The 22516-nt window shown below is 73.9% G+C and carries 22 protein-coding genes; 19 read left to right on the top strand and 3 right to left on the bottom strand.

The annotated features are described in order from the left end of the window. Positions 1–2: 2 nt before the first annotated feature. Genes OG823_RS31795 through OG823_RS31785 form a run of 3 tightly spaced genes read right to left on the bottom strand, consistent with a single transcriptional unit; the run spans position 3 to position 2505 of the window. Positions 3–1217: a glycosyltransferase gene (locus OG823_RS31795; protein WP_371483666.1), complete on the bottom strand. Its 1215-nt coding sequence runs from the start codon at positions 1215–1217 to the stop codon at positions 3–5. After that, positions 1217–1594 (bottom strand): hypothetical protein, encoded by a 378-nt coding sequence (locus OG823_RS31790; RefSeq protein ID WP_371483664.1) that lies wholly within the window; start codon positions 1592–1594, stop codon positions 1217–1219. Before OG823_RS31790 ends, OG823_RS31795 begins: the two co-directional genes overlap by 1 nt. After that, a complete protein-coding gene (locus OG823_RS31785) occupies positions 1591–2505 on the bottom strand; it encodes a methyltransferase domain-containing protein (protein ID WP_371483662.1) in 915 nt (304 codons plus the stop codon). Before OG823_RS31785 ends, OG823_RS31790 begins: the two co-directional genes overlap by 4 nt. Before the next feature lie 464 nt (positions 2506–2969). Here OG823_RS31785 and OG823_RS31780 point away from each other — a divergent pair, with 464 nt between their 5' ends. The 19 genes from OG823_RS31780 to OG823_RS31690 all read left to right on the top strand — a co-directional run bounded on the left by OG823_RS31780 (position 2970) and on the right by OG823_RS31690 (position 22361). Then, entirely contained in the window at positions 2970–4460 is a 1491-nt protein-coding gene (locus OG823_RS31780) for a class I adenylate-forming enzyme family protein (RefSeq protein WP_371483661.1), read from the top strand. Further along, positions 4450–4734, top strand: a complete 285-nt coding sequence (locus OG823_RS31775) for an acyl carrier protein (protein WP_371483660.1) — start codon at positions 4450–4452, stop codon at positions 4732–4734. The genes OG823_RS31780 and OG823_RS31775 overlap by 11 nt, the downstream gene beginning before the upstream one ends. Before the next feature lie 2 nt (positions 4735–4736). After that, on the top strand, positions 4737–4973 hold the full coding sequence (locus tag OG823_RS31770) for a phosphopantetheine-binding protein (RefSeq protein WP_371483659.1): 237 nt from the start codon (positions 4737–4739) through the stop codon (positions 4971–4973). 159 nt (positions 4974–5132) lie between these two features. Continuing rightward, a complete protein-coding gene (locus OG823_RS31765) occupies positions 5133–6278 on the top strand; it encodes a beta-ketoacyl synthase N-terminal-like domain-containing protein (protein ID WP_371483658.1) in 1146 nt (381 codons plus the stop codon). After that, positions 6275–7045: a hypothetical protein gene (locus OG823_RS31760; protein WP_371483657.1), complete on the top strand. Its 771-nt coding sequence runs from the start codon at positions 6275–6277 to the stop codon at positions 7043–7045. The genes OG823_RS31765 and OG823_RS31760 overlap by 4 nt, the downstream gene beginning before the upstream one ends. Further along, positions 7042–8328, top strand: coding sequence for a beta-ketoacyl synthase (locus OG823_RS31755; RefSeq protein ID WP_371483656.1), 1287 nt, complete (start codon positions 7042–7044; stop codon positions 8326–8328). The genes OG823_RS31760 and OG823_RS31755 overlap by 4 nt, the downstream gene beginning before the upstream one ends. Positions 8329–8364: 36 nt before the next feature. Further along, on the top strand, positions 8365–9471 hold the full coding sequence (hppD, locus tag OG823_RS31750) for a 4-hydroxyphenylpyruvate dioxygenase (protein ID WP_371483655.1): 1107 nt from the start codon (positions 8365–8367) through the stop codon (positions 9469–9471). Continuing rightward, positions 9468–10403: a phytanoyl-CoA dioxygenase family protein gene (locus OG823_RS31745; protein ID WP_371483653.1), complete on the top strand. Its 936-nt coding sequence runs from the start codon at positions 9468–9470 to the stop codon at positions 10401–10403. Before hppD ends, OG823_RS31745 begins: the two co-directional genes overlap by 4 nt. Beyond that, positions 10396–11388: a thiamine pyrophosphate-dependent dehydrogenase E1 component subunit alpha gene (locus OG823_RS31740; protein WP_371483652.1), complete on the top strand. Its 993-nt coding sequence runs from the start codon at positions 10396–10398 to the stop codon at positions 11386–11388. Before OG823_RS31745 ends, OG823_RS31740 begins: the two co-directional genes overlap by 8 nt. After that, entirely contained in the window at positions 11388–12359 is a 972-nt protein-coding gene (locus OG823_RS31735) for an alpha-ketoacid dehydrogenase subunit beta (protein ID WP_371483651.1), read from the top strand. The genes OG823_RS31740 and OG823_RS31735 overlap by 1 nt, the downstream gene beginning before the upstream one ends. A 79-nt stretch (positions 12360–12438) precedes the next feature. Further along, the gene (locus tag OG823_RS31730; protein ID WP_371483649.1) at positions 12439–14067 is read left to right on the top strand and encodes a class I adenylate-forming enzyme family protein; all 1629 of its coding nucleotides are present in this window, start codon (positions 12439–12441) and stop codon (positions 14065–14067) included. A gap of 31 nt (positions 14068–14098) precedes the next feature. Continuing rightward, the gene (locus tag OG823_RS31725; protein ID WP_371483648.1) at positions 14099–15550 is read left to right on the top strand and encodes a condensation domain-containing protein; all 1452 of its coding nucleotides are present in this window, start codon (positions 14099–14101) and stop codon (positions 15548–15550) included. Further along, on the top strand, positions 15547–16476 hold the full coding sequence (locus OG823_RS31720; RefSeq protein ID WP_371483646.1) for a 3-oxoacyl-[acyl-carrier-protein] synthase III C-terminal domain-containing protein: 930 nt from the start codon (positions 15547–15549) through the stop codon (positions 16474–16476). The genes OG823_RS31725 and OG823_RS31720 overlap by 4 nt, the downstream gene beginning before the upstream one ends. A gap of 33 nt (positions 16477–16509) precedes the next feature. Further along, a complete protein-coding gene (locus OG823_RS31715) occupies positions 16510–16806 on the top strand; it encodes a phosphopantetheine-binding protein (RefSeq protein ID WP_371483644.1) in 297 nt (98 codons plus the stop codon). Positions 16807–16808: 2 nt separating this feature from the next. Further along, positions 16809–17882, top strand: a complete 1074-nt coding sequence (locus tag OG823_RS31710) for a hypothetical protein (protein WP_371483643.1) — start codon at positions 16809–16811, stop codon at positions 17880–17882. A 68-nt stretch (positions 17883–17950) separates the two neighbouring features. Beyond that, positions 17951–19207 carry an alpha-hydroxy acid oxidase gene (locus OG823_RS31705; protein WP_371483641.1) on the top strand — a complete coding sequence of 419 codons (1257 nt, stop codon included), beginning with the start codon at positions 17951–17953 and terminating at the stop codon, positions 19205–19207. A gap of 2 nt (positions 19208–19209) precedes the next feature. After that, positions 19210–20565, top strand: coding sequence for a PLP-dependent aminotransferase family protein (locus OG823_RS31700; protein WP_371483640.1), 1356 nt, complete (start codon positions 19210–19212; stop codon positions 20563–20565). Continuing rightward, positions 20562–21299 carry a 4'-phosphopantetheinyl transferase superfamily protein gene (locus OG823_RS31695; protein WP_371483639.1) on the top strand — a complete coding sequence of 246 codons (738 nt, stop codon included), beginning with the start codon at positions 20562–20564 and terminating at the stop codon, positions 21297–21299. The genes OG823_RS31700 and OG823_RS31695 overlap by 4 nt, the downstream gene beginning before the upstream one ends. A gap of 123 nt (positions 21300–21422) precedes the next feature. Next, positions 21423–22361: an alpha/beta hydrolase gene (locus OG823_RS31690; RefSeq protein WP_371483638.1), complete on the top strand. Its 939-nt coding sequence runs from the start codon at positions 21423–21425 to the stop codon at positions 22359–22361. Positions 22362–22516 lie beyond the last annotated feature (155 nt).

The following is a 22516-nucleotide window of genomic DNA, read 5'->3' as shown; positions in this document are numbered from 1 at the left end:
CTTCACGTCTGTGCGCTTCCCATTCTTTCGGTGGTACGGCCGGTCCGGGTGGTCCGGGTGTTCTCGGTGGGCCCGCCGAGCAGGGTCTCCAGGTGGTCGGCCGCGGTCGCGGCGCCCCCGGCGGCGGCGAAGGACTCCCCCACCCGCCGCGCCGCGGCGCGGTAGGACGGGTCGTCGAGCACGGCCAGGAGGTCCTCGCGCAGCGGCCCGGGCCGCACGCTGGCGAACCTGACCCGGCGGCCGGCGCCGGCCGCCGCCACCTGGGCCGCGTTGATGGGCTGGTCCCCCTTGATCGGGGCGACCAGCAGCGGTACCCCGTGGGCGAGCGCCTCGCAGACGGTGTTCAGCCCGCCGTGGCTGACCACCGCGTCCAGCCGGGGCATCAGTTCCAGAACCGGGACCCGGGGGCGGACCAGGACGTGGTCGGGCGGATCGACGACGGTGCCGTCCGGCGCCGCCACGATCGCCTGGACGCGGTCGCCGAGCGGGCGCAGCGCCTCGACGACCCGGGCGTGGAACTCCTGGGCGAGGTCCAGCGACAGCGTGCCGACGGTGACCAGGACGTGGCGCCGGGCGGGGTCGAGCCACTCCCAGGGGAACGCGGTGTCCGGGGCCCTGGGGGCCAGTGCGGGTCCGACCAGGACGGCGTTGTCCGGCCCGTCCAGCGGGCCGGTCAGGGCCTCGCCGGTGAAGCCGACCAGCAGGTGCGGTGAGAAGCGCAGGTCGTGCGGCGGCTCGCCGGGCAGACCGGCGGCGGTCCACATCGTCGCCATCCGCCGGTGGATCCACTCCTCCACCCTGGGCAGGGCGCGGTAGGGGCGGGTGAGTTCCATGGTGGTCGGCGCCATCGAGGCCCAGGGCAGCCCGGCCCGGTGCGCGGCGAGCGCGCCGGCGACCGCGTGCTGGTCCACGGCCAGGACGTCGGGGCGGAAGGCGGCCACCGCCCGTTCGATGCCGGCCAGGGTGCTCTTCGCGTGCGGGACGATGTAGCCGTCCCAGCGCGACTTGGCGGCGGCCATGCCCCGGTCGGCCTGGCCGCGGTGGGCCCGCAGCGGGATCGGGGCGATCGCGGCGTCGGGGCCGAGCAGCGGCCGGAGGAACGACTCGGAGCCCGCCCACAGCACCTCGTGCCCGCGCGCGAGAAGCTCCCGGGAGACGGCGGCCAGCGGGTTCACGTGGCCGGTCAGCGGCAGCGAGACGAAGAGGTAGCGTCCCATCAGACACCGCTTCCGGTGGGGCCGGCGGACCTGGTGGGACTGGTGGCACCGGCGGGACCGGCGGCCGCGGCGGTCGCGCCGTCCTCGCCGTCCTCGCGCCGGGCGGTCACGTGGGCGGCCACGTCCCCGACCGTCAGCTCGATGATCTGGTCGATGTCGAGCCCGGCCACATGGGCGACCAGGTCGACCTGGTCGCCGTAGTGGTGACGCAGCGCCAGGTTCCAGGACGCCAGTTCGTGGCTCTCCACAAGTAGTTCGCCGTCCACGCGGGTGTCCGGACCGACTGCGTCCAGCCAGGCGCGGTCCTCACCGACGACCTCCCGCAGGAGCTCGGCGATCCGGCGGACCAGCCCCTCTTCGGCCGTGCTCGTGCTCATGGCGTCGGGCCGGACGGCGGCGCCTGCCCCGGGTCCTGCCGCGGCTTGGTGGCCCGCAGTGCGCCATAGGTGATGACGCCGGTGTCGAAGCCCTTCTTCATCAGCGGCCCGGCGTGGAAGAAGCCGAGCACGTCCACGCCGCGCTCGCGGGCGAGGTCGCGCATCACCGTACGGCCCCGCTCGAACTGCTGGATCTGCGCGAAGCCCGGATCCCAGGAGTTGGCGACGGCACTGCTCCAGTCCACCGTGGCGACGTCGGCGAAGCCGGCCGCGCGGGCCAGCCGCTCGTGCTCCTCCAGGGACGAGAAGTCGGGCATCACCTGGTGCACCAGGATCTGCCGGACGAGTTCGCGCTCGTCGTCGTCCAGCTCACCGTCGCGGACCGACCAGGTGGCGACCGCGAGCGTGCCGCCCGGCGCGAGCATCCGGATCGACTCGGCAAAGAAGGCCTCCCGGTCGGCGATGTGCATCAGGCTCTCCACCGCCCAGACCACGCCGAAGGACTCGTCCGGGTACCCGGTGCTGAGCGCGTCGAGCTGGTGGAAGCGGGCCCGGTCGGCGACGCCCGCGGCCTGGGCCTTCTCGTTGGCGCGGGCGGCCTGCAGGGCGCTGAGGGTCACTCCCTCGACGGTGCAGCCCAGCGCCCCGGCGAGGTGCAGCGCCGGTCCGCCGATGCCGCAGCCCACATCGAGCACCCGCGATCCGGCGGGAACGCCGGCGTAGTCGACCAGTTCGCGCACCAGCCGATCGGTGGCGGCGTGCCGGTCCGCCCCGTTCAGGCCGGGGGCCTCGCCCGGATCCCAGAAACCGTGGTGGACATGCTCACCCCAAAGGTCCTCGTACAGGTCGAGGGTGATGTCGTAATAGCGCTCCACGGCCGTGTTCAGGCCGGAGCCGATCGCTGGTTCCACTGGTGCCGATCCTCGAGAAGTTGGCATGAATGCGTACAACAAGGCGACTGGACAGCGGCGGCGGGAAGGAAATCCACACCGCCGGGATTGGTCTGATCCAATGGCGGTCACGCCCGCGGAACCCGCCGCCCGTCAGTACGCGAAAAGGCTGGCCACCTCGCGGCCCCGCCAAAAAAGATTGAACCACCCGACTGGGTGGCTCATGTTACTGAAAGGTAGTTAGCTAGCGGCAAAACCCGGCCGGATCACGGCAGTTGGCTAACCGGCGGCCACACTAGCGGGGGAGCGCTCCCTCGTCAATGCACCAAACAAACCCCGCTCTGCCATCACAACTTGAAGCCAGCATGCCGTGAAATCACGCCGAAGTTACAGGACTTGACATCACGCAATTCAGAGTTGAAAGTTCGGCGTGGGAATTCTGTCAGCTCCTTTGGTCATGTACCTGAAAGAGGTTCTGGTTCTCCATGAAGGCTGCTGCCACAACTCCGCCGGGAGACTTAGGCGCTCTCCCCCTCGATCCCTCCTGGGTCGACGAGGTCCTCCTTGCCGGCGCCGGTTCCGAGCCCTGCCTCTTCTTCGACGAACCGGTCAGCAGGGACGAACTACGCCGTCTGGTCCTGGGCCGGCAGACCGTGCTGTCCGCGGCCGGGCTGCGCCGGGGCGGCTCGCTCGCCCTGTGCCTGGCCCCCTCGCTCGCCCTGGTCGCCAACCTGCTGGCGGCCTGGCGGATCGGGGCCCAGGCCGCGCTGCTCGACCACCGGCTCACCCCCCTCGAAACCGCCCGGGCACTCGCCCGGCTGGAGCCGCAGGTGGTGGTGGCGGCCGCGCAACCGGTCGGCAGCGGCCCGGCCCGCGGTTTCTACGAGCAACAGGACGTCGTCACCGCGCACCCGGGCCGTCCGGCGCGGAGCCCGCACGCGGTCGTGCAGCTCAGCTCCGGTTCCACCGGCCCTTCGAAGATCATCGGACGTACCGCGGCCGACCTGGTCGCCGAACTCGACCGGTACGCAAGGATCGAGGGGGTGCCCGGGGCCGGTGAGCGGATCGTCTCGCTGGCCTCGATGGTGCACGTGCTGGGCCTCGTCGGCGGCCTGCTGCACAGCCTGCACGCGGGGGTACGACTCGCGATCCCGCGGCGGCCGACGGCGGAGGGCATCCTCGCCACGGTCGCGGCCGGCTCCGAGCCGACCACCCTGCTCGGCGTGCCGTTCCACATCGAACTGCTCAGCTGGGTGGCCGAACCACCCCGGCTGCCCCAGCTCACCGGCATGACCACCGGCGGAGAGCTGGTCCGCGCCCAGGTGCACGACGCCTTCGTGAACCGCTACGGTGTCCGCCTCGGCAGCATGTACGGGATGACCGAGGTGGGCGTCATCGCCACCGACCTGTTCGGCGCGCACCGGCCGGAGTTGACCCCGGCGCCCGGCATCGCCCTGCGCGAGGTCGGCGGCGAACTGCTGATCGCCAGGGAGCAGTCGCCCTACCTCGACCACGGGGCGCCCGCCGCCGCGGGCCCGATCCGCTGGGCCGACGGCTGGCTGCACACCAAGGACGGCGGCACGGTGGATCCCGGCACCGGGCGGGTCCGGGTGCTGGGCCGGCTCGACTCCCAGATCTCCGTCGGCGGCCTGAAGGTCGACCTCACCGAGGTCGAGGAGGCCCTCACCACCCTGCCGGAGGTGGCCGCCGCGGTCGTCGTCTTCGGCACCTCGATCGAGGCCTACGTCGTGCTGCGCCCGGAGGGCACCGCGGCGCGGGTGGAGGCACAGCTCACCGAACGGCTGGCGGCCTACAAACGGCCCCGCCTGATCCACGTCGTCGACCGACTGCCGCGCACCGCGACCGGGAAGCTGGTCCGCGACCGGGCCGCCCTGAGCGGCGCCGGCCGGTCCCTCCAGACACCCACCGTCCAGGAACAGTCCAACCGAAAAGGAAGTACCAGCGATGTCCACTGAGGCGATGTCCACCGAGGAGATCCGTGCGTTCGTGCTCACCTCGTTGAGCGAGATGAACTACGACATCGGCGGCATCGACGACGACACGTTGCTCGGTCCGGCCGGCGCCGACCTGGAGTCGCTCTCGCTCGCCGAGTTGGGTGTCCGGGTCGAGGAGCGGTTCGGCGTCAGGTTCGACGACGACGAGGCCGAGTTGCTCGGCACCATGACGGTCGGCGAGTTCGGTGCGGCCGTGGCCGCCCGGATCCAGTCCGCGCCGGCCGCGGGCCTCTGAGCGTGTCGGCCGCACTCGGGCGGGACGAGGTCGTCGCGATCCTCGCGGGCTTCGGCGACCGCACTCCGGAGGAGGTGCCCGAGGGCATCGACTCGATGGAACTGGCCTGGCTGGTCCATCAGATCGAGCGGCGCTGCGACCGGCGCCTGGACGACGACACCCTGGCCCGCATGACCACGGTGTCCGATGTGGTCGAAGTGCTCGCCGGCTTCGGCGAGCCCCACCCCGGCCGTGCCTGAGAAGTCCCGTGCCCGGCGGTGCCGAACGGACCGCGCCCGACCTGCGCGGGACGGGCACGGAGGGGCACGGCCGGTGAACCACCCACCACCGCACACGGCGCTGCCGACGCACATCCGGACACGACAGGAAAGAGGGGCGGATCAACGATGACTGACGGTATGTCAGTGGTCCGGCGCGGCCCCCGTTCCGTGGTCGTCACCGGGGCCGCCGTGCTCAGCGCGCTCGGCCGGGGCGTCCAGCCGCTGCTGTCCGCCGCACTCGACGGCGCACCGGCGTTCGCGCCGGTGCGGCGCTTCGACCTGTCCGGCCGGCAGCTCGCTCCGGCCGCGACGTGTCCCGGATCTCCGGTCCTGACCGACGAGTTGGACCGGGTGGTCGGCGAAGCCTGCGACGAGGCCGGGCTCTCCACGGCCGGGCGCGCCGGGCTCCCGCTGCACCTCGCGGTGCACGGCGATCCCGCGCTCGCCCGGGCCGCCGCGCCGGAGCGCCCGGCCCACGGCGCGGACGTCTTCGCGGACGCGCTCGCCCGGCGCACCGGGCTGTCCGGCCCCTCCCGCGCCTACACCTCCGCCTGCGTGGCGTCGAGCACCGCCGTCGCCGACGCCGCCGCGGCGGTGGCCCACGGGCACGCCGACCGGATCGTGGTGGCGGCCGGCTATCTGGTCGAGGCCGACCAGTTCGCCGTCTTCGAGGCGGGCCGGGCACTGGCCCGCGACGGACGGGTACGTCCGTTCAGCTCCGGCCGTACCGGGCTGCTGCTCGGCGACGGCGTGGTCGCCGTGGTGGTCGAGGCCGCCTCGGCGGCCCGGGCCCGGCGGGCCCGGCCGCTCGCGGTGCTGGCCGGCTGGGGCCGCGCGGGCGACGCGTACCACGTCTGCAAACCGCGCCCGGACGGCGCCGGGCTGGCCCGGGCGATCACCGACGCCCTGCACCGGGGCCGGGTCGGCCCGGAGCGGATCGGCTACGTGAACGCCCACGGCTCGGGCACCGCGATGAGCGACACCGCCGAGGCCGCCGCCCTGCACCGGGCGCTCGGCGACAGCGCCGCGACCGTACCGGTCAGCTCCACCAAGTCGGTGCACGGCCAGGCCCTGGAGGCCGGCGCCCTGCTCGAACTGGTCGTCACCATCGCCGCCCTGCGGGCCGGAAGGCTGCCGGTGAACGCGGGCTTCCTGGGACCGGACGAGACCTGCCCGCTGAACCTGGTGCTCGACCGGGCCCTGGACACGCCCTCCGACCACGCGCTGAGCCTCACCACGGCCTTCGGCGGAGCGAACACCGCACTCCTGGTCGGCACACCGTGAACCTGACCGCCGCCCCACCGGACGTCTCCGGGCCCGAGCCCGAGCAGGCGCACGCCCCGGCCCTGACCGCGGCCGCCTCGACGGCGGGTCTGCGGGTGCTGGCCTCGGCCGGATGGCCGGAGTCAGCCGAGGACCGGACCCCACCGGTGATCGCCGGGTTCGTGGTGTCCTCGTTCAGCCCGCTCGCCGCCGAGACGGCCCGACGGTGCCTGCTGCGGCGAGCCGCCCCGGCCGCGACCACCGGCCCCCCGGCCGACGAACGACCGCCGGTCACCGCCGTGGTGGTGGTCAGCCCGCTGGGCGACCTCGCCGGCGCGGTGCACGTCGCCGAGGCCGTCGACGACGGCACCCGGATCGGGCCGCTGCTCTTCTTCCAGGCCGTCCCGAACGCCGTGGCCGGGCACCTGGCCGCGCGATGGCGGCTGACCGGTCCGGTGGTGTGCGTCGGTGACACCGCCGCCGGCCTGGCCGTCACGGCCCTGCTGCTCGCCGACGGGGACGCCGACGAGGCCCTGTTGATCCGCGTCGACCAGGCACACACCGCCGACGGCCACGACCGCGCCGCCGCCGTCCTCCTCGGCCCCGGCGGCGACGGGTGCGACGGGTGCGACGGGTGCGACGGGTACGTCGCCGCCCGCCCGCTGCCGCACCGCCCGGGCACCGAACCGCAGTGCGACAGAGAACCGCAGTACGCCAGAGAAGCCCAGTACGACCGAGAAGCCCAGCACGACAGAGAACCGCACCACCACGAGGGAGAGCAGCCGTGAGCGACGCGCGCCACAGGAAGACCGGACGGGCGGACGTCGTCGTCAGCGGAATGGGCCTGGTGACCCCGGTGGGCTCCAGCGCCGACGAGGTCATGGCGGCGATGTGCGAGGGCCGGTCCGGGCTGGTCCGGCCGGACCCGGACGGGCCGCTGGCCGGATCCCTGGAGGTGGCCGGCTTCGCCCCGCCGATCGACCCCACGTCCGTACTGCCCGCGCCCGAGACCCGGCTGGTGGACCGCTACATCGTGATGGCGATGCGGGCCGCGGCGGACGCGCTGGCCGACGCCGGCATCGAGGTGGGCCGCGACGTCGACCCGTACCGGATCGGGGTGATCCTCTCCGGGAACGGCGGGCTGGCCACCCTGGAGGACCAGGTCGTCGTCCGCACCCGGCGCGGCCGCCTGGGCGTCAGCCCCTACCTGCTGCCCGCCATGCTGCCCAACATGAGCGCGGCCCGGGTCGCGATCCGGCACGGCATCCGCGGCTACAGCTCGTCCATCAGCACGGCCTGCGCGGCCGGGGCGCAGTCCGTCGGGGAGGGGCTGCGGCTGCTGCGCGCGGACGAGGCCGACGTGGTGGTGGTCGGCTGCAGCGAGGCGCCGCTGTTCCCCACGCTGGTCGACACCTTCGGCAACGCCCGTGCGCTGGCGCGTGGTTGGAGCGAGGACCCGACCGGCGCCAGTCGGCCCTTCGACCGCCGCCGGAACGGCCTGGTGATGGGCGAGGGCGCCGGCGTGCTGGTGCTGGAGCGCGCCGAGCACGCGGACGCACGCGGCGCTGCCGGGTACGCCGACGTGCTCGGCTGGGGCGCGACCAACGACGCCCACCACCCGACCACCCCGCACCCCGACGGCGCGGGCGCCGCCGCCTGCATGCGGCAGGCCCTGCGCAGCGCCGGGATCGAACCGCGCGACGTCGGCTACGTCAACGCCCACGGCACCAGTACCAGACTGGGCGACCGGGCCGAGGTGGTCGCGATCCGCAAGGTCTTCGGCGAGCACGCCCCGCCGGTCAGCTCCACCAAGGCGGTCACCGGCCACATGCTCGGCGCCTCCGGGGTGGTCGAGTCGGCGGTCTCGGTGCTCGCGCTGCGGCGCGCACTGCTGCCGCCCACCCACAACCTGGACGACCCCGACCCCGCCTGCGAGCTCGACCACGTCCGCAAGGGCCCGCGTCCGGCTCCGGGGATCAGCCACGTCATGTCGAACTCGTTCGGGTTCGGCGGCCACAACATCAGCCTGGTCTACGGCCTGCCGAGCACTCGGCTCGCCAGAGCCGTCTGACGACACCGGGTGAACAGAGAAGGAACGGCTACCGCAATGGACTTCCTCGGCGTCGATCATGTCGAGTTCTACGTGGGTGACGCGCGCCAGGCGGCGTTCGTCCTGTGCTCCGGGTACGGCTTCCGGCTCTACGGGGAGGGCGGTCCCGAGACCGGCCTGCCGGGGCAGCGCAGCCTGCTGCTGGGCCAGGGCGACTGCCGGGTGCTGCTGACCTCGGCCCTGGTGCCGGAGCACCCGGCGGCGGCGTACGTCGCCCGGCACGGCGACGGCGTGGCCGTGATCGCCTTCGGCACCCGGGACGCGGCCGCCGCCCACGACGCGACGGTGGCCGGCGGCGCGACCGCCGTCGAGGCGCCGAGGACCTACGCCTGCGAGGGCGCCTCCGTGGTCACCGCCACCGTCTCCGGCTTCGGCGACGTGGTGCACCGGCTGGTCGAACGGCACGGCTCGGACCGGGAGTTCCTGCCCGGCGCGATCGAGATGCTGGACGTGGCCCCACCGGCGTCACCGGATCTGCTGCGGAGCATCGACCACGCCGCGGTCTGCGTGCCGGACGGGCAGCTCGACGCCACCACGCAGTACTACCGGAAGGCCTTCGGCTTCGAGGTGATCTTCGAGGAGTACATCGAGGTCGGCAAGCAGGGCATGTTCTCCCAGGTGGTGCAGAGCCCCGGCGGCGGCGTCACGCTCACACTGATCCAGCCCGACCTCAGCCGCTCCCCCGGTCAGATCGACGACTTCCTGGCCTGGCACGACGGCGCCGGCGTGCAGCACCTGGCCCTGAACAGCAGCGACATCGTCACCACCGTGGACACGCTGGCACAGCGCGGTGTCGGCTTCGCGTTCACCCCGGACGGCTACTACGACGCGCTGGACGGCGGCTTGGCCGCCGAGCTCCCGGTGGACCGGCTGCGCGGCCGCGGAATCCTGGTGGACCGGGACCACTTCGGCCGGATGTACCAGATCTTCGCCACCTCGATGCACGTGCGGCGGACCTTCTTCTGGGAGCTGATCGAGCGTCACGGGGCCCGCACCTTCGGCACCAGCAACATACCGGCCCTCTACGAGGCCAAGGAAAGGGAGCTCGCCACCGTGCGCCAGTCCGCCCAGATCCACCGGAGCACCGAGGCGGACCACCGATGACCGCCACCCGGACCCTTCGCTTCGATCTCACCGACGAGGAGCTGGCGCTGCTGCCGGACGCCGACGAGGTCGCCTTCTACGCCGAGCACGGCTGGTACCTGACGAAGAAGCTGTTCACCGACGAGGAGGTGGACGCGCTGGCCGCCGCGAGCGAGGGCTACTACGCCGGCGAGCGCAGCCGCGCCCTGCCGGTGCGCCCGCCCCGGCTGGCGGCCTGGGAGCCCTCGCACGGCCCGGTCCAGCGCCACAACGACTACGTCCACTACGAGAGCGACCCGATCGCCCGGGTGCTGTGCAAGCCGCTGATCGGGGCGGTGGCCGCGCTGCTGGCCGGAGTGGACGAGATCCGGGTGTTCCAGTCGACACTGATCCTCAAGCCGGCGGTCGTCGGTGAGCCCAGCAACATCGTGCCCTGGCACTTCGACAAGCACTACTGGTCCACCTCGACGTCCGAGCGGATGCTGACGGCGTTCGTGCCGTTCCACGACTGCGACGAGGAGATGGGCACGCTCACCGTGGTGGACGGCAGCCACCTGTGGCGGGAGACCGGCCGCCAGGATTCGATGACCAGGCACTTCGCCGACCGCGACAAGGCCGACCTGGAGCGGGTGCTCGCCGAGAACGCCGCCTACAACGGGGCCGGGATCCGCAAGGTGCCGCTGGTCATCCCCAAGGGCCACATGAGCTTCCACCACTGCCGGACGTACCACGGCAGCGGCCCCAACCGCAGTGACCGGCCGCGCCGCGCGATCTCCTTCCACCTCCAGGACGGCGCGAACGAGTACCGCGGTTTCGCGCTCAGCGACGGCGCCACCGCCGCGTACAACCACGACGTGCTGGTCCGGCGACTGCCGGACGGCCGCCCCGACTACGCGGACCCGGCGTACTGCCCGGTGCTCTGGCGGGCCGACGGAGCGGTCGGCCGTGACTGACGCGACCACGGGCCCGGCCACCGGCCCGGCAGCCGCCCTCTACCGGAGCGTCGCCCTGATCCGCGGCTTCGAACAGCGGGCGATCGAGCTGGTCAGGGCCAAGGTGGTGCTCGGCGGAATCCACCCGTACACCGGCCAGGAGGCGATCGCCGCGGGCACCTGTGCGGCGCTGCGCCCCGACGACGTGATCACCAGCACCCACCGCGGCCACGGCCACGTACTGGCCAAGGGCGCCGACCCGGCCCGGATGATGGCCGAGCTGGCGGGCCGGACCACCGGGCTGAACCGGGGCCGGGGCGGCTCGATGCACGCGGCCGACTTCGGCGTGGGCGTACTCGGGGCGAACGCCATCGTCGGCGCGGCCGTGCCGATCGCGGCCGGCGCCGCCTGGGCCTTCCGGCGGGCGGGCTCGGACCGGGTCGCGCTCAGTTACTTCGGCGACGGCGCGGTCAGCCAGGGTGTGGTGCTGGAGACCTTCAACCTGGCCGCGCTGTGGCGGGTGCCGGTCGTGCTGGTCTGCGAGAACAACGGATTCGCGACCTCGATGCGGACCGCGGACACGGTGGCCGGCAGCATCCTCGGCCGGGCCGCCGCCTTCGGCATCCCGGCCCGAACCGTGGACGGGACGGACCCGGAGGCGGTCCTCGACGCCACCGCCGAGGCGGTCGCCCACGCCAGGACGGGCCGGGGGCCGACCCTGCTGGAGTGCACCACCTACCGTTTCGACGCCCACCACACCTGGGAGCACACCGCGCGCCCCCGCTACCGCACGGACGCGGAGGTGGCCGCCGGCCGGGCCCGGGACCCGCTGGAGATCCAGGGCGCGCGCATCCCCGCCACCACCCGCGACGCGATCGACGCGGAACTCGCGGAGCTGCTCGACCGGGCGGTGCGCTTCGCCTGCGAGAGCCCGCACCCCGATCCGGCCACCGCGCTGGACCACCTGTACGCCACCGGAATGCGGGCCAGGGCGGGTGCGCTCTGATGCCGAACCTCTCCTACCTCAAGGCGCTGAACCGCGCCATCGGCGACGAGATGGACCGGGACCCCGACGTCTGCGTGTTCGGCGAGGACGTCGGCGTGGCCGTCACCCACGCCACCGCCGGGCTGCTGAAGCGGTTCGGCCCGGAGCGGGTGCTGGACACGCCCATCTCCGAGCAGGCGTTCACCAGCTTCGCCACCGGCGCGGCCATGGCCGGGCTGCGGCCGCTGATCGAGTTCCAGATCCCGGCGCTGCTGTTCCTGGTCTTCGAGCAGATCGCCAACCAGGCCCACAAGTTCTCGCTGATGACCGGCGGCCAGACCCGGGTGCCGGTGACCTACCTGCTGCCGGGCTCCGGCTCCCGGGAGAGCTGGGCCGGCCAGCACTCCGACCACCCGTACAGCCTGTTCGCCCACGTCGGGGTGAAGACGGTGGTGCCGGCCACCCCGTCCGACGCCTACGGGCTGCTGGCGACGGCGATCAGGGACGACGACCCGGTGGTGGTCTTCGCCCCCTCCGGAGCCCTCGGGGTGCGCGAGGACGTGGACTTCGCCGGGCTCGCGCCCGTACCGCTGGGGGTCGGCCGGATCCACCGCGGCGGCACCGACGTCACCGTGGTGGCGGTGGGCCATCTGGTCCACGACGCCCTGGCGGTGGCCGAGGAGCTGGCCGGCTCGGTCTCGGTCGAGGTCTTCGACCCGCGGTCGCTGTTCCCCTTCGACTGGTCCGGGCTGGCCGCCTCCCTGGAGCGGACCGGGCGGCTGGTCGTCGTCGACGACTCCAACCGGAGCTGCGGCATCGGCGCGGAGATCGTCGCGACCGCGGCCGAGGAGATGCGGCTGATCGCGCCGCCCCGCCGGGTCACCCGGCCGGACGGCGCCGTGCTGCCCTTCGCCCGGGGGCTCGACCTGGCCTGCCAGCCCACCAGGGCGCAGCTCAGAGCGGCCGTCGAGAAGGCGGTCAAGGCCGGATGAGCGGACAGCCGCAACCGCAGGATCACCCGCAGCGGCAGCCGGACGGACACCCGCACGGACACCCCCCAAGGAGCGCAGAGTGACGGGCACCAACATCAGAGCGCGGCTGGCCGCCGACCCCGGCCTGGGCGCGGGCAACGTGCTGCACAAGCTGTTCGAGCACGGGGCCGACCCGGACGGCCCGGGCGCCGCCTTCGACGTCCCGGTCGACGGGCTCCCGGCCGGACAGCCGCTGACCCTCGGCCGGCTTCGTGAGCGGGTGGCGGCCAGGGCGGCCTGGTGGCACGCGCAGGGCATCGGCCCGCGCGACCCGGTCGCGGTCTACGTCTCCGGCTCGGCGGACTGCCTGCTGAACTTCCTGGCGCTGACCTGGCTGGGCGCGATCCCGGCGCTGATGAACCAGTACATCCCGGGCGACATCGCCGCCGAGTACATCCGGCGGCTGCGCGGCGTCGGGCTGCTCACCGACCCGGAGCACCGGGAGCGGCTGGCCGGCGAGGACCTCGGGGTGCGCGTCCACGGCGACGCCGCCGCGACCGGAACCGGGGACCCGGCGCAGGCGCCCGCGCCGTACCGGCACCACGCCGACGACCCGATCGCCATCACGCACTCCTCGGGCACCACCCGGATGCCCACCGCGGTGGTGCACTCCAACGCCAGCCTGTTCGCCGCCACCCGGGTGTTCCGGCTGGCCGCACCGCGGGCCAGGGGCACGGCCCGGATCCTCAGCGCGCTGCCGGCCGCCCACGCCGCCGGCATCTCGGCGCTCAACCTGGCCCTGTGCAACCGCAGTGAGCTGCTGTTCCTGTCCACCCAGAACGACGGCGCGGCGGTGGTGGACGCCATCGAGCGCTGGCGGCCCACCGGGGTCCTCGGGTTCGCGGCCACCTGGGCCCAGCTGGCCCGCCTGGATCTGCGCGGCCGGGACGTGGAGTCGGTCTCCCTCTGGTTCAACACCGGCGACTGCGCGCACGAGCCGCACATCCGCCACCTGGTCGCGGCCGGCTCCCGGGAGACCGTCACCCGCGACGGGGTGCGGCGGGTCCCCGGATCCAGCTTCGTCGACGGCCTGGGCTCCACCGAGATGGGCCACTCCGCGTTCCACATCACCCACAGCACCGGCACCGAGCGCTACGGGCGCTGCGTCGGGGTGCCGCACGGATTCGCCGAGGTGGCTCTGCTGGACGTCGGCACCGGCCGGGAGGTCCCGGTCGGCGAGGTGGGCCACTTCGGGCTGAAGGCGCCGTCACTGGCCCCCGGGTACTGGAACGACTCGGGTGCCACCTACCGCAACCGTCTGAACGGCTACTACCTCACCGGAGACCTGATGTACCGGGACGAGGAGGGCTACTACTTCCATGTGGACCGGGCGGTCGACTCCGTCGACCTGGGCGGCGGCGAGTGGCTCTACACGGCGATGAGCGAGGAGCGCATCCTCGCGAACTGCCCCGACGTGCACGACTGCACGGTGGTGTCGGTGGAGGTCGACGGCACGGTCGTCACCGACGTCCTGCTCGCCCTGCACTCCACCGCCGACCCGGACGCCGACCGCACCCCGGCGGTCCGCGCGGCACTGACCGAGGCCGCTGCGGCGACCCTGCGCCGGGTGGTGGCCATCTCCGAGGACGAACTGATCATCGGCCCGACCGGCAAGGTACGGAAGTTCCTGATGCGACAGCGGCACCTGGCCGAGACGACGGCGGTCTGACATGGGCGGCCAGGAGAACAGGGAGACACCCGTGCACGAGCCGGCCGAGCGGGTCACCGTGCACTTCACCGGGGACGGCGCGGGCGTCGACGAGATGTCCTGGGGGATGTGGGAGATCTGGCACGCGATGGTGGACCAGCTCAGCTCGCTGCCCATCGGCGGCCGGATGGCGCTGCCCGCCGGCGCAAGCGTCGCCGACCTGGCCGAGGAACTGCGCTATCTGATGAGCCGGTTCCCCTCCATGCGGACCCTGCTCAGGTTCGACGAGGCGGGCTGGCCCACCCAGGAGCTCTTCGCCACCGGCAGCACCACGCTGGAGGTCTACGACGCCGGGGACGCCGATCCCGACGAGGTCGCGAGCGCGGTCGAACAGCACTACCGGTCCACCGACTTCGACTACGCCACCGAATGGCCGGTGCGGATGGCCGTGGTGCGGCGCGACGGCCGGCCCACCCATCTGGTCAGCATCATGAGCCATCTGGTCACCGACGCCGTCGGCGGGGCGATCATGCTCCGTGAGGTGCAGCAGCGGTCGACCGCACCGGTCACCGGCCTGAACCCGCTGGAGCAGGCCGCCTGGCAGCGCTCACCGGCGGGGCAGCGACAGAACGACAAGGCCCTGCGCCACTGGGAGCGGATCCTGCGGACGATACCGGCCCGCCGGTTCCCGCCGTCGGCGGACCCGCGCACCCCCCGGCACTGGACGGGGCTGTTCCGGTCCGCCGCCCTGCCGCTGGCGCTGCCGGTGATCGCCGAACGGAACGGCACGGACACCCAGACCGTCCTGCTGACCCTGTACGCCGTCGCGCTGCGGCGGATCCACGGCCCCGGGCCGATCGTGGTCCGGCCCGTCGTCAACAACCGCTTCCGCTCCGACCTGAGCGACGTGGTGTGCATGGTCGCGCAGGCCGGCATCTCGGTGCTGGAGATCGGCGACCTCACCATCGACGAGGCGGTCGACCGGACCAGGCGCGGCACCCTCACCACCTACAAGCACGCCTACTTCCACCCGGAGAAGCTGGACGAGCTGGTCACCCGGGTCTCCGCCGAACGGGGCGAGAGGGTCGACGTGCAGTGCTTCCTCAACGACCGCACCACGCACCGGCCGTCGGAGGAGGGCGCCACGGCCGACGCCGAGGAGACGGCCCGGCGACTGCGGAAGGCGCAGTCCGAGGGCGAGTTCGAGTGGATCCACCGCAAGGAGGACCCGGTCAGCGCGTTCTACGTCGCCTTCGACGACGTCGCCGACACGATCGTGGTGGAGATCCAGACGGACACCCACTACGTCTCCTCCGGCGACGCCGAGGCGATGGCCCTCTGTATCGAGGCGATGGCGATCGAGGCGGCCCTCGACCCGGGCACCCGCACCGGAGTGACCTCCGGCCCCGGAGCCCCGGAGGTCGTTCCGGAGCCGTCTGCGGAGCGGCCTGCGGAGCGGTCTCCGGAGCGGTCTCCGGAGCCGTCTGCGGAGCGGCTCCGGTGACCGCGCTGCTCGCGGTGGCCGACTACCTTGCCCCCGACCGGGTGCCGATCGAGGAGCTGGCGGCGGACTTCGGGCTGACCTCGATGCAGGTCAAGATCTTCCGCCGCTACCACAAGCTCGGTGAGGTCGGCCGTGACCCGGGCGGCAGCCTGCTCGACCTGCTGCGCGGCGCGGTCGCCGGCCTGGACGCCCTGCGCGGCCTGGAGCACCGGGTGCGCTACGTGCTGCACGCCCGCACCTTCCCGACCGTGGTGCCCTACCCGCACGACCCCGTCCGGGAGCTCTGCCGGGAGCTGGGCCTCGACCGGGCGACCGTGTTCGCGGTCGGCCACCACGCCTGCGCGTCGGGGCTGCTGGCCATCGACGCGGCGGGCCGGCTGCTCGCCGCCGACGCCGACCCCGACGGCCTCGCCCTCGTCCTGGCCGGGGAGAAGGCGTTCACCCCCGAGGCCGGCATGGTCCCGGACACCTCGTTCTTCGGCGAGGGCGCCTCGGCCTGCCTGATCGCCCCCTCCGGGGACCGCGACCGGGTGCTGTCCTACGCCGCCGACCTCCGGGGCGAGTTCGACAGCGACGCGCCGGAGGCGGCCCTGGAGTTCCAGCGGATCTACGCCGACGCGCTGGCGGCGGCGGTCCTCGCCGCCGTCGAACGGGCCGGCCTGACCATGGAGGCGATCGGGGTGATCCTGCCGCACAACGTCAACAACGTGGCCTGGCACCAGGTGTGCCGCACCCTCGGCTACCCCCGGGAGCGGGTCGTGCTCGACAACGTGGCGACCGCCGGGCACGTCTTCTGCGCGGACAACCTCGTCAACCACCGCACCGCTCGGGAGCGGGGGCTGCTACGGCCGGGCGAGCCCTACGTGATGGCCGCCGCGGGCGCCGGACGCGGCGCCACCTTCTCGGCCATGGTCCTCCAGCACTGATCCACCACCCCACCCACCACCGAAGGATCCACGATGACGGAGCGGGACACCGCCCTCCCAGCCATCGACCCGGCCCTGCGCGAGCAGTTGGTCGACGGCATCTGCGCCCTGCTCCCGCACGTGCTCAAGCGCGAGGTGACCGGGGCCACGGCCGACACCACGCTGATGGAGGCCCTCGGGATGAGTTCGACCAGCGGCCTCGAACTCATCCTGGAGCTGGAGGAACACCTGGACGTGGAGATCAGCGTCGAGGAGCTCGGCCGGGACGACTTCGGCACGGTCGGCTCCCTCGCCGACTACGTCGCCGGGAACCTGCTCCCGGAAGCGTGACGATGCGTACCTTCGTACCGGCCGGCGCGGCGGACGCCGGAGCAGCCGCTGACGGGCCCTCGCCCTCCTGGGGGATCCGCGGCGCCGTTCGGCTGGCCTTCCCGCACCCGGCGGCGCTGGCCGCCGACCCCGTCCACACCGGGCGCCTGCGGCGCTACCTGACCGACCTGCTGCGCCCGTACGGACGCGAACTCGACCCCGGCGCCCTGGGCCCCGACGCCGTGCACCGTGGCGGCCAGGTCTACGGGGAGATGGCCGAGGCGCTGATCCGCGCGACCGTGCCCGCGGGTGAGTCGGTCGACCTGCTGGTGCTCGCGTACTCGGTGCCCGACATCACCCCGGGCCGCGCCACGACCACCTACCTGAGCCATGTCTGCCCCGGTACTCCGATGGCCTTCGCGGTCAGCGACCAGGGCCCGGCGAGCGCGTTCACCGCGCTGCGGCTGGTCGACGCCTACGCACGCTCCGGCGGGCTCCGCCGAGCGCTGCTGCTGGTGGTCGAACAGGACTCGCTGCCCTACGACCCCGGGGTCCCGGTCAACATGCCGACCGGGAGCCGCGGCGTGGCGCTGCTGTTCGGCGAACCGCTGCCGGGAGAGCGGGTGGCCAGGATCTCGCGGGCCGCCACGCGGACCCTGCCCGCGGACTGCTCCACCGTGTCCTCCGCGGACGCCTCCATCGGCTCCCCCGCGGCGGCGCTAGCCACCGAACTCGGCCGGCTCGGCCTGCTCCGCGACGACCCGCTCGGTGACGACCTGCTCCGCGACGACCCGCTCCGCGACGACCCGGCGACGGTGACCGCGATCCTCGGCGCGACGGCGGCGGTCGGTGCCGCCCACCGGTGGCCGGAGGGTCTGCGGCTCGCCGACACCGGGCAGCCCGGCACCGGCGTGTGGTGGGAGCTGGCCGGCGAACTGGCCGAACCGCCGGCCGGACCGCACCGACTGCTGCTGGCCGACTACGACGCCGGAGCACGCCGGCTCTCGCTCGCCACGGTGAGCCTGGACGACCTGCACGGCCTGCACGGCCTGGACGACCTGGACGACCTGGACGGCGACGGCGGGGTGCCCAGGTGACCGCGCCCGTGAACATCCCGCCCGTGTCCACGGCCTCGACGACGAGCGTGTCCGTGGACACAGGTTCCATGGACGCCATCGCCACGGAAGCTATCTCCGTGGACACCAATGCCGTGGACACAGTGCTGATGGACACAGTGCTGATGGACACCGTTCCGATGGACACCCCTCGGATGCGCACCACTCCGACGGACACGGTGCCGACCGACACCGGGCCGGCCCCGCTCCGCATCGAGGACTACCAGGCTCCGGCCCGGCGCCGGCTCGACCACCAGGTCTGGGACTTCGTCGAGGGCGGTGCCGGAGCCGAGCGCACCGTCGCCGCCAACCGGCGCGCCTTCGCCCGGGTGACGCTGCGGCCGCGGGTCCTGGTCGACGTCTCCGCCTGCGACACCGGGGCGGAACTCCTCGGCGCCCGGCTGGCCACCCCGGTGGGCATCGCGCCCACCGCCTACCACCGGCTGGTGCACCCCGACGGCGAGGTCGCCACCGCCCGCGGCGCCGGGGCGGCCGGAGCGCTCTACGTGGTCAGCGTCTTCGCCAGCCGCACGCTGGAGGAGATCGCCGCCGAGGCCACCGGACCACTGTGGCTCCAGCTCTACTGGCTGCGCCGCCGCGAGGTCCTGGCCGGGCTGGTCGACCGGGCCGCCGGGGCTGGCTACCGCGCGATCGTCCTGACCGTGGACGCGCCGCAGCTGGGACGGCGCCACCGGGACGCCCGCAACGGCTTCGCGATCCCGTCCGGCATCCGTGCCGTGAACCTCGACCCGGCGCTGATGGCGTCCGCCCACCGCTCCGACGCCGGTCGCTCCGCCCTGGCGGTGCACACCGCGGAGGCCGTCGACCCCTCGGTGACCTGGGCCGACCTGGCCTGGCTGCGCGGGCGCAGCGAGCTGCCGCTGGTCCTGAAGGGCATCCTCACCGCCGAGGACGCCGCCCTGGCCGTGGAACACGGGGTTGACGCGATCGTGGTCTCCAACCACGGCGGCCGCCAGCTCGACGGCGCGGCGGCGAGCCTGGAGGCCCTGACCGAGGTGGTGGACGCGGTCGGGACCGCACCCTGCCCGGTGCTCTTCGACGGCGGGGTCCGCAGCGGCGCCGACGCCTTCGCGGCGCTCGCGCTGGGCGCCCGGGCCGTCCTGCTCGGCCGCCCGGTCCTCTGGGGCCTGGCCGCGGACGGCGCCACCGGGGTCGCCGGGGTGCTGGGCCTGGCGACCGCGGAGCTGGCCCACACCATGGCACTCACCGGACGACCGGCCCTGGCGGCCGTCGACCGGTCCGCGGTCGCGTTCGCACGCGGCACAGGGACACGAGGGACGGTCTGACGATGGCGACACTTCTGGCACGCGAGGACCTGCACACGTCCGTCTCCGACCCCGCGTCGGCGTCGATGAACTTCCTGAACGAGGTCTCGGCTCGCTTCCCCGACGCCGTCTCGCTGGCGGCCGGACGCCCCCACGACGGCTTCCACACCACCGACGACCTGGACCGCTACCTGCGGTCCTACCTCACCCATCTGGAGGGGCTCGGCCTCGACGCGGAGCAGCGGCAGCGCCAACTGCTGCAGTACGGCCGGACCAACGGCCACCTCGGCGCGCTGATCGCCCGGATGCTCCGCCTGGACGAGGGGATCGAGGTGCCGGAGCGGGCCGTGATGGTCACCACCGGCGCCCAGGAGGCCATGGTCATCGCGCTGCGCGGGCTGTGCGCGGGGCCGGGCGACGTGGTGCTCGCCGTCGAGCCCTGCTACGTCGGGTTCACCGGGGCGGCCCGGCTGCTCGGCATCGAGGTGGTACCGGTGCCGGAGACGGCGGACGGCCTCGACCCGGAGACGGTGCTCGCCGTCGCCCGCGCCGTCCGGGCCGGTGGCCGCCGTCCGCGCGCCCTGTACCTGGTGCCGAACTTCGCCAACCCGTCCGGGGTCTCGATGCCGGTGGCGGCCCGGCGACGCCTGCTCGACGTGGCGGCGGAGGCCGACCTGTTGCTCCTGGAGGACGACCCGTACGGGCTGTTCGGGCTCGACGACGAGCCCCGGCCCACGCTCAAGGCGCTGGACACGGATCAGCGGGTGGTCTACCTCGGCTCCTTCGCCAAGTCCTGCTTCCCCGGTGCCCGGATCGGATTCCTGGTCGCCGACCAGGTCGTGATGGACGGTCAGGGCGGGCGCGCGCTGCTCGCGGAGGAGCTGTCCACCGTGAAGAGCCTGCTCACGGTGAACACCTCGCCGATCGCGCAGGCCCTGGTCGGCGGGTTCCTGGTCGAGTCCGGCTGCAGCCTCCGTACCGCGGTCACCGGGAAGATCCGGTTCTACCGCCGCAACCTGCGCACCCTGCTGGCGGCCCTGGAGCACTCCTTCGCCGACGAGCCGAGGGTGCGCTGGAACGCGCCGGACGGCGGCTTCTTCGCAGTGGTCGACGTGCCGCTGACCGCCGACGAGAGCCTTCTGGAGATCTCCGGCCGCGACTACGGGGTGCTGTGGACCCCGATGAGCTTCTTCCACGGTGGCGACGGCGGCCGGCGCGCCCTGCGGCTGTCCTGCAGCGCGCTGGAGCCGGAGCAGATCGAGGAGGGCGTGCGCCGCCTCGCCCGGCTGGTCAGGGAGCGGGCGGAGCCGTCGGACCCGGGCCTGGCGGCGGCCCCCGCGGACCGGGGGGCCCCGGCGGCGACGACGGTTGCCGGGTGACCGGCGCCCCGGACACGGTCCGGCTGTGGCTGGTGCCGGACCAGTGGCCCGGAGCGGCCCTGGCGGGCCTGCTCGCCGTGCTGGACCCGGAGGAGCGGCGGCGCGCCGAGGCCTGCCGCTCGGCCGACGACCGCCGCCGGTTCGTCCTCGCCCACGGCGCGGTCCGCCACCTCGTCGCCCGGCGGCTGGGGGTCGCGCCGGAGGAGATCCGGTGGCGGCGGGGCCCGCACGGCAAGCCCGAGCTGGCCGGCCCCTTCACCGGGGCCGAGGTCAACCTCTCCCACTCGGGCAGCGTCGCCATGGTCGCGCTCTGCTCCTCGCGCCGGGTCGGCGTGGACGTCCAACGGGTGCTTCCACGGCTGGACGCCACCGCGATGGCGGAGCGCTACTTCCCGCCCGAGGAGGCCCGCTTCGTGCGGACGGCGGACGGCCCCGACAGCCGGGCCGAGCGCTTCGCCCGGCTCTGGGCCCGCAAGGAGGCCCTGGTCAAGGCGCACGGCGGCCGTCTGACCCAGGGCCTGCGGATACCGCTGCTCGACGGCGGCGCCGGGAGCACCGATCACCCCGCCGACAGCTGGTCGCGGGACTACCGGGTCGCCGACGTCGCCGCGCCCCCCGGCTATCGCGCGGCCGTCGCCCTGTCCGGCACCGGGGCCTTCCGGGTCACGGTGGGCCGATGGACCTGGCCGGGTCGTAGCACGCCGTCACCCGCCGTCCCGTGCTCGTACCCGTAGCCGTACCCAACCCCAACCCCGAACCCGAACCCGAATCACCCGGCCGGCCGGCCGCCCCGGGCCGGCCGCCCCGGCCCTCTGATGCCCGACGCCCGACGATCCGTTGATCGGAGCAGCACCGCCATGCCCCTGCACCCCCAGCTCCAGACCCTGCGCGAGCAGCGCGCCCGCAGCGGCGCGGCCCCCCTCTACACCCTGTCGGTGGAGCAGGCCAGAGCAGCCGACCTGGCCTCGATCCGGGCCGCGGCCGGCAGCCCCCGCGCCCTGCACGAGGTGACCGACCTGCACCTGCCCGGGCCCGGTGGCGAGCTTCCGGTCCGGGTCTACCGGCCGAGCGCGGAGCGGCCACTGCCCGCGCTGCTGTACTACTTCGGCGGCGGGTGGACCCTCGGCAGCATCGACACCGCCGACGGGCTCTGCCGGGACCTCGCCGCGGAGGCCGGCTGCCTGGTCGTCACCGTCGGCTACCGGCTCGCTCCCGAGCACCCGTTCCCGGCGGCGGTGCACGACTGCCACGCGGCGCTGCGCTGGGTCGCCGACCACGCCGAGGAGTTGGGCGCCGACCCGGCCAGGCTCGCGGTCGGGGGCGACAGCGCCGGCGGCAACCTCGCCGCCGCGGTGACCCTGATCGCCCGCGCCGAGGGCGAGCTCACGCCGGCCGGGCAGGTGCTGGTCTACCCCAACACCGACCAACTGGCCGAAGACGCGTCGATGCGCGACAACGCCGACCCCTGGCTGTTCAACCGCCACTCGGTGGCCTGGTACGGCGGGCACTACCTGACCGCCCCGGCGGACGCCGAGCACCCGTTGGCCTCCCCGCTCCGGGCGGCCGACCTGGCCGGGCTGCCCCCGGCCCTGGTGCTCACCGCCGAGTACGATCCGCTGCGCGACCAGGGCGAGGCGTACGCCGCGCGGCTGGCCGCCGCCGGGGTGCCGGTGGAACTCACCCGCTACCCCGGCATGGCCCACGGCTTCTTCGCGATGACCGGCACCGTCGACGCCGCCCGCACCGCCGTCCTCCAGGCGGCCCGCTTCCTCCGGGAGCGCTTCGAGTCGTGCTGACCGGCCCGCTCCGCGCCGAGTGGGGCGGAGCGGCCTCGACCGGCGCTCGACTGTCGCGCCCCGGCCCGGCGAACCGACGGGCCGGAACCGACCTGCCGCCATCGCCGATCCGGTGATCGCCGACCGGTGCCGTCGTGAGGCGGTCGGGCCGGCGG

Source organism: Kitasatospora sp. NBC_00315 (genome assembly GCF_041435095.1).
Lineage (GTDB): Bacteria > Actinomycetota > Actinomycetes > Streptomycetales > Streptomycetaceae > Kitasatospora.
The sequence above is the reverse complement of the archived record's forward strand: the minus strand, read 5'-3'. Positions and strand labels throughout refer to the sequence as shown.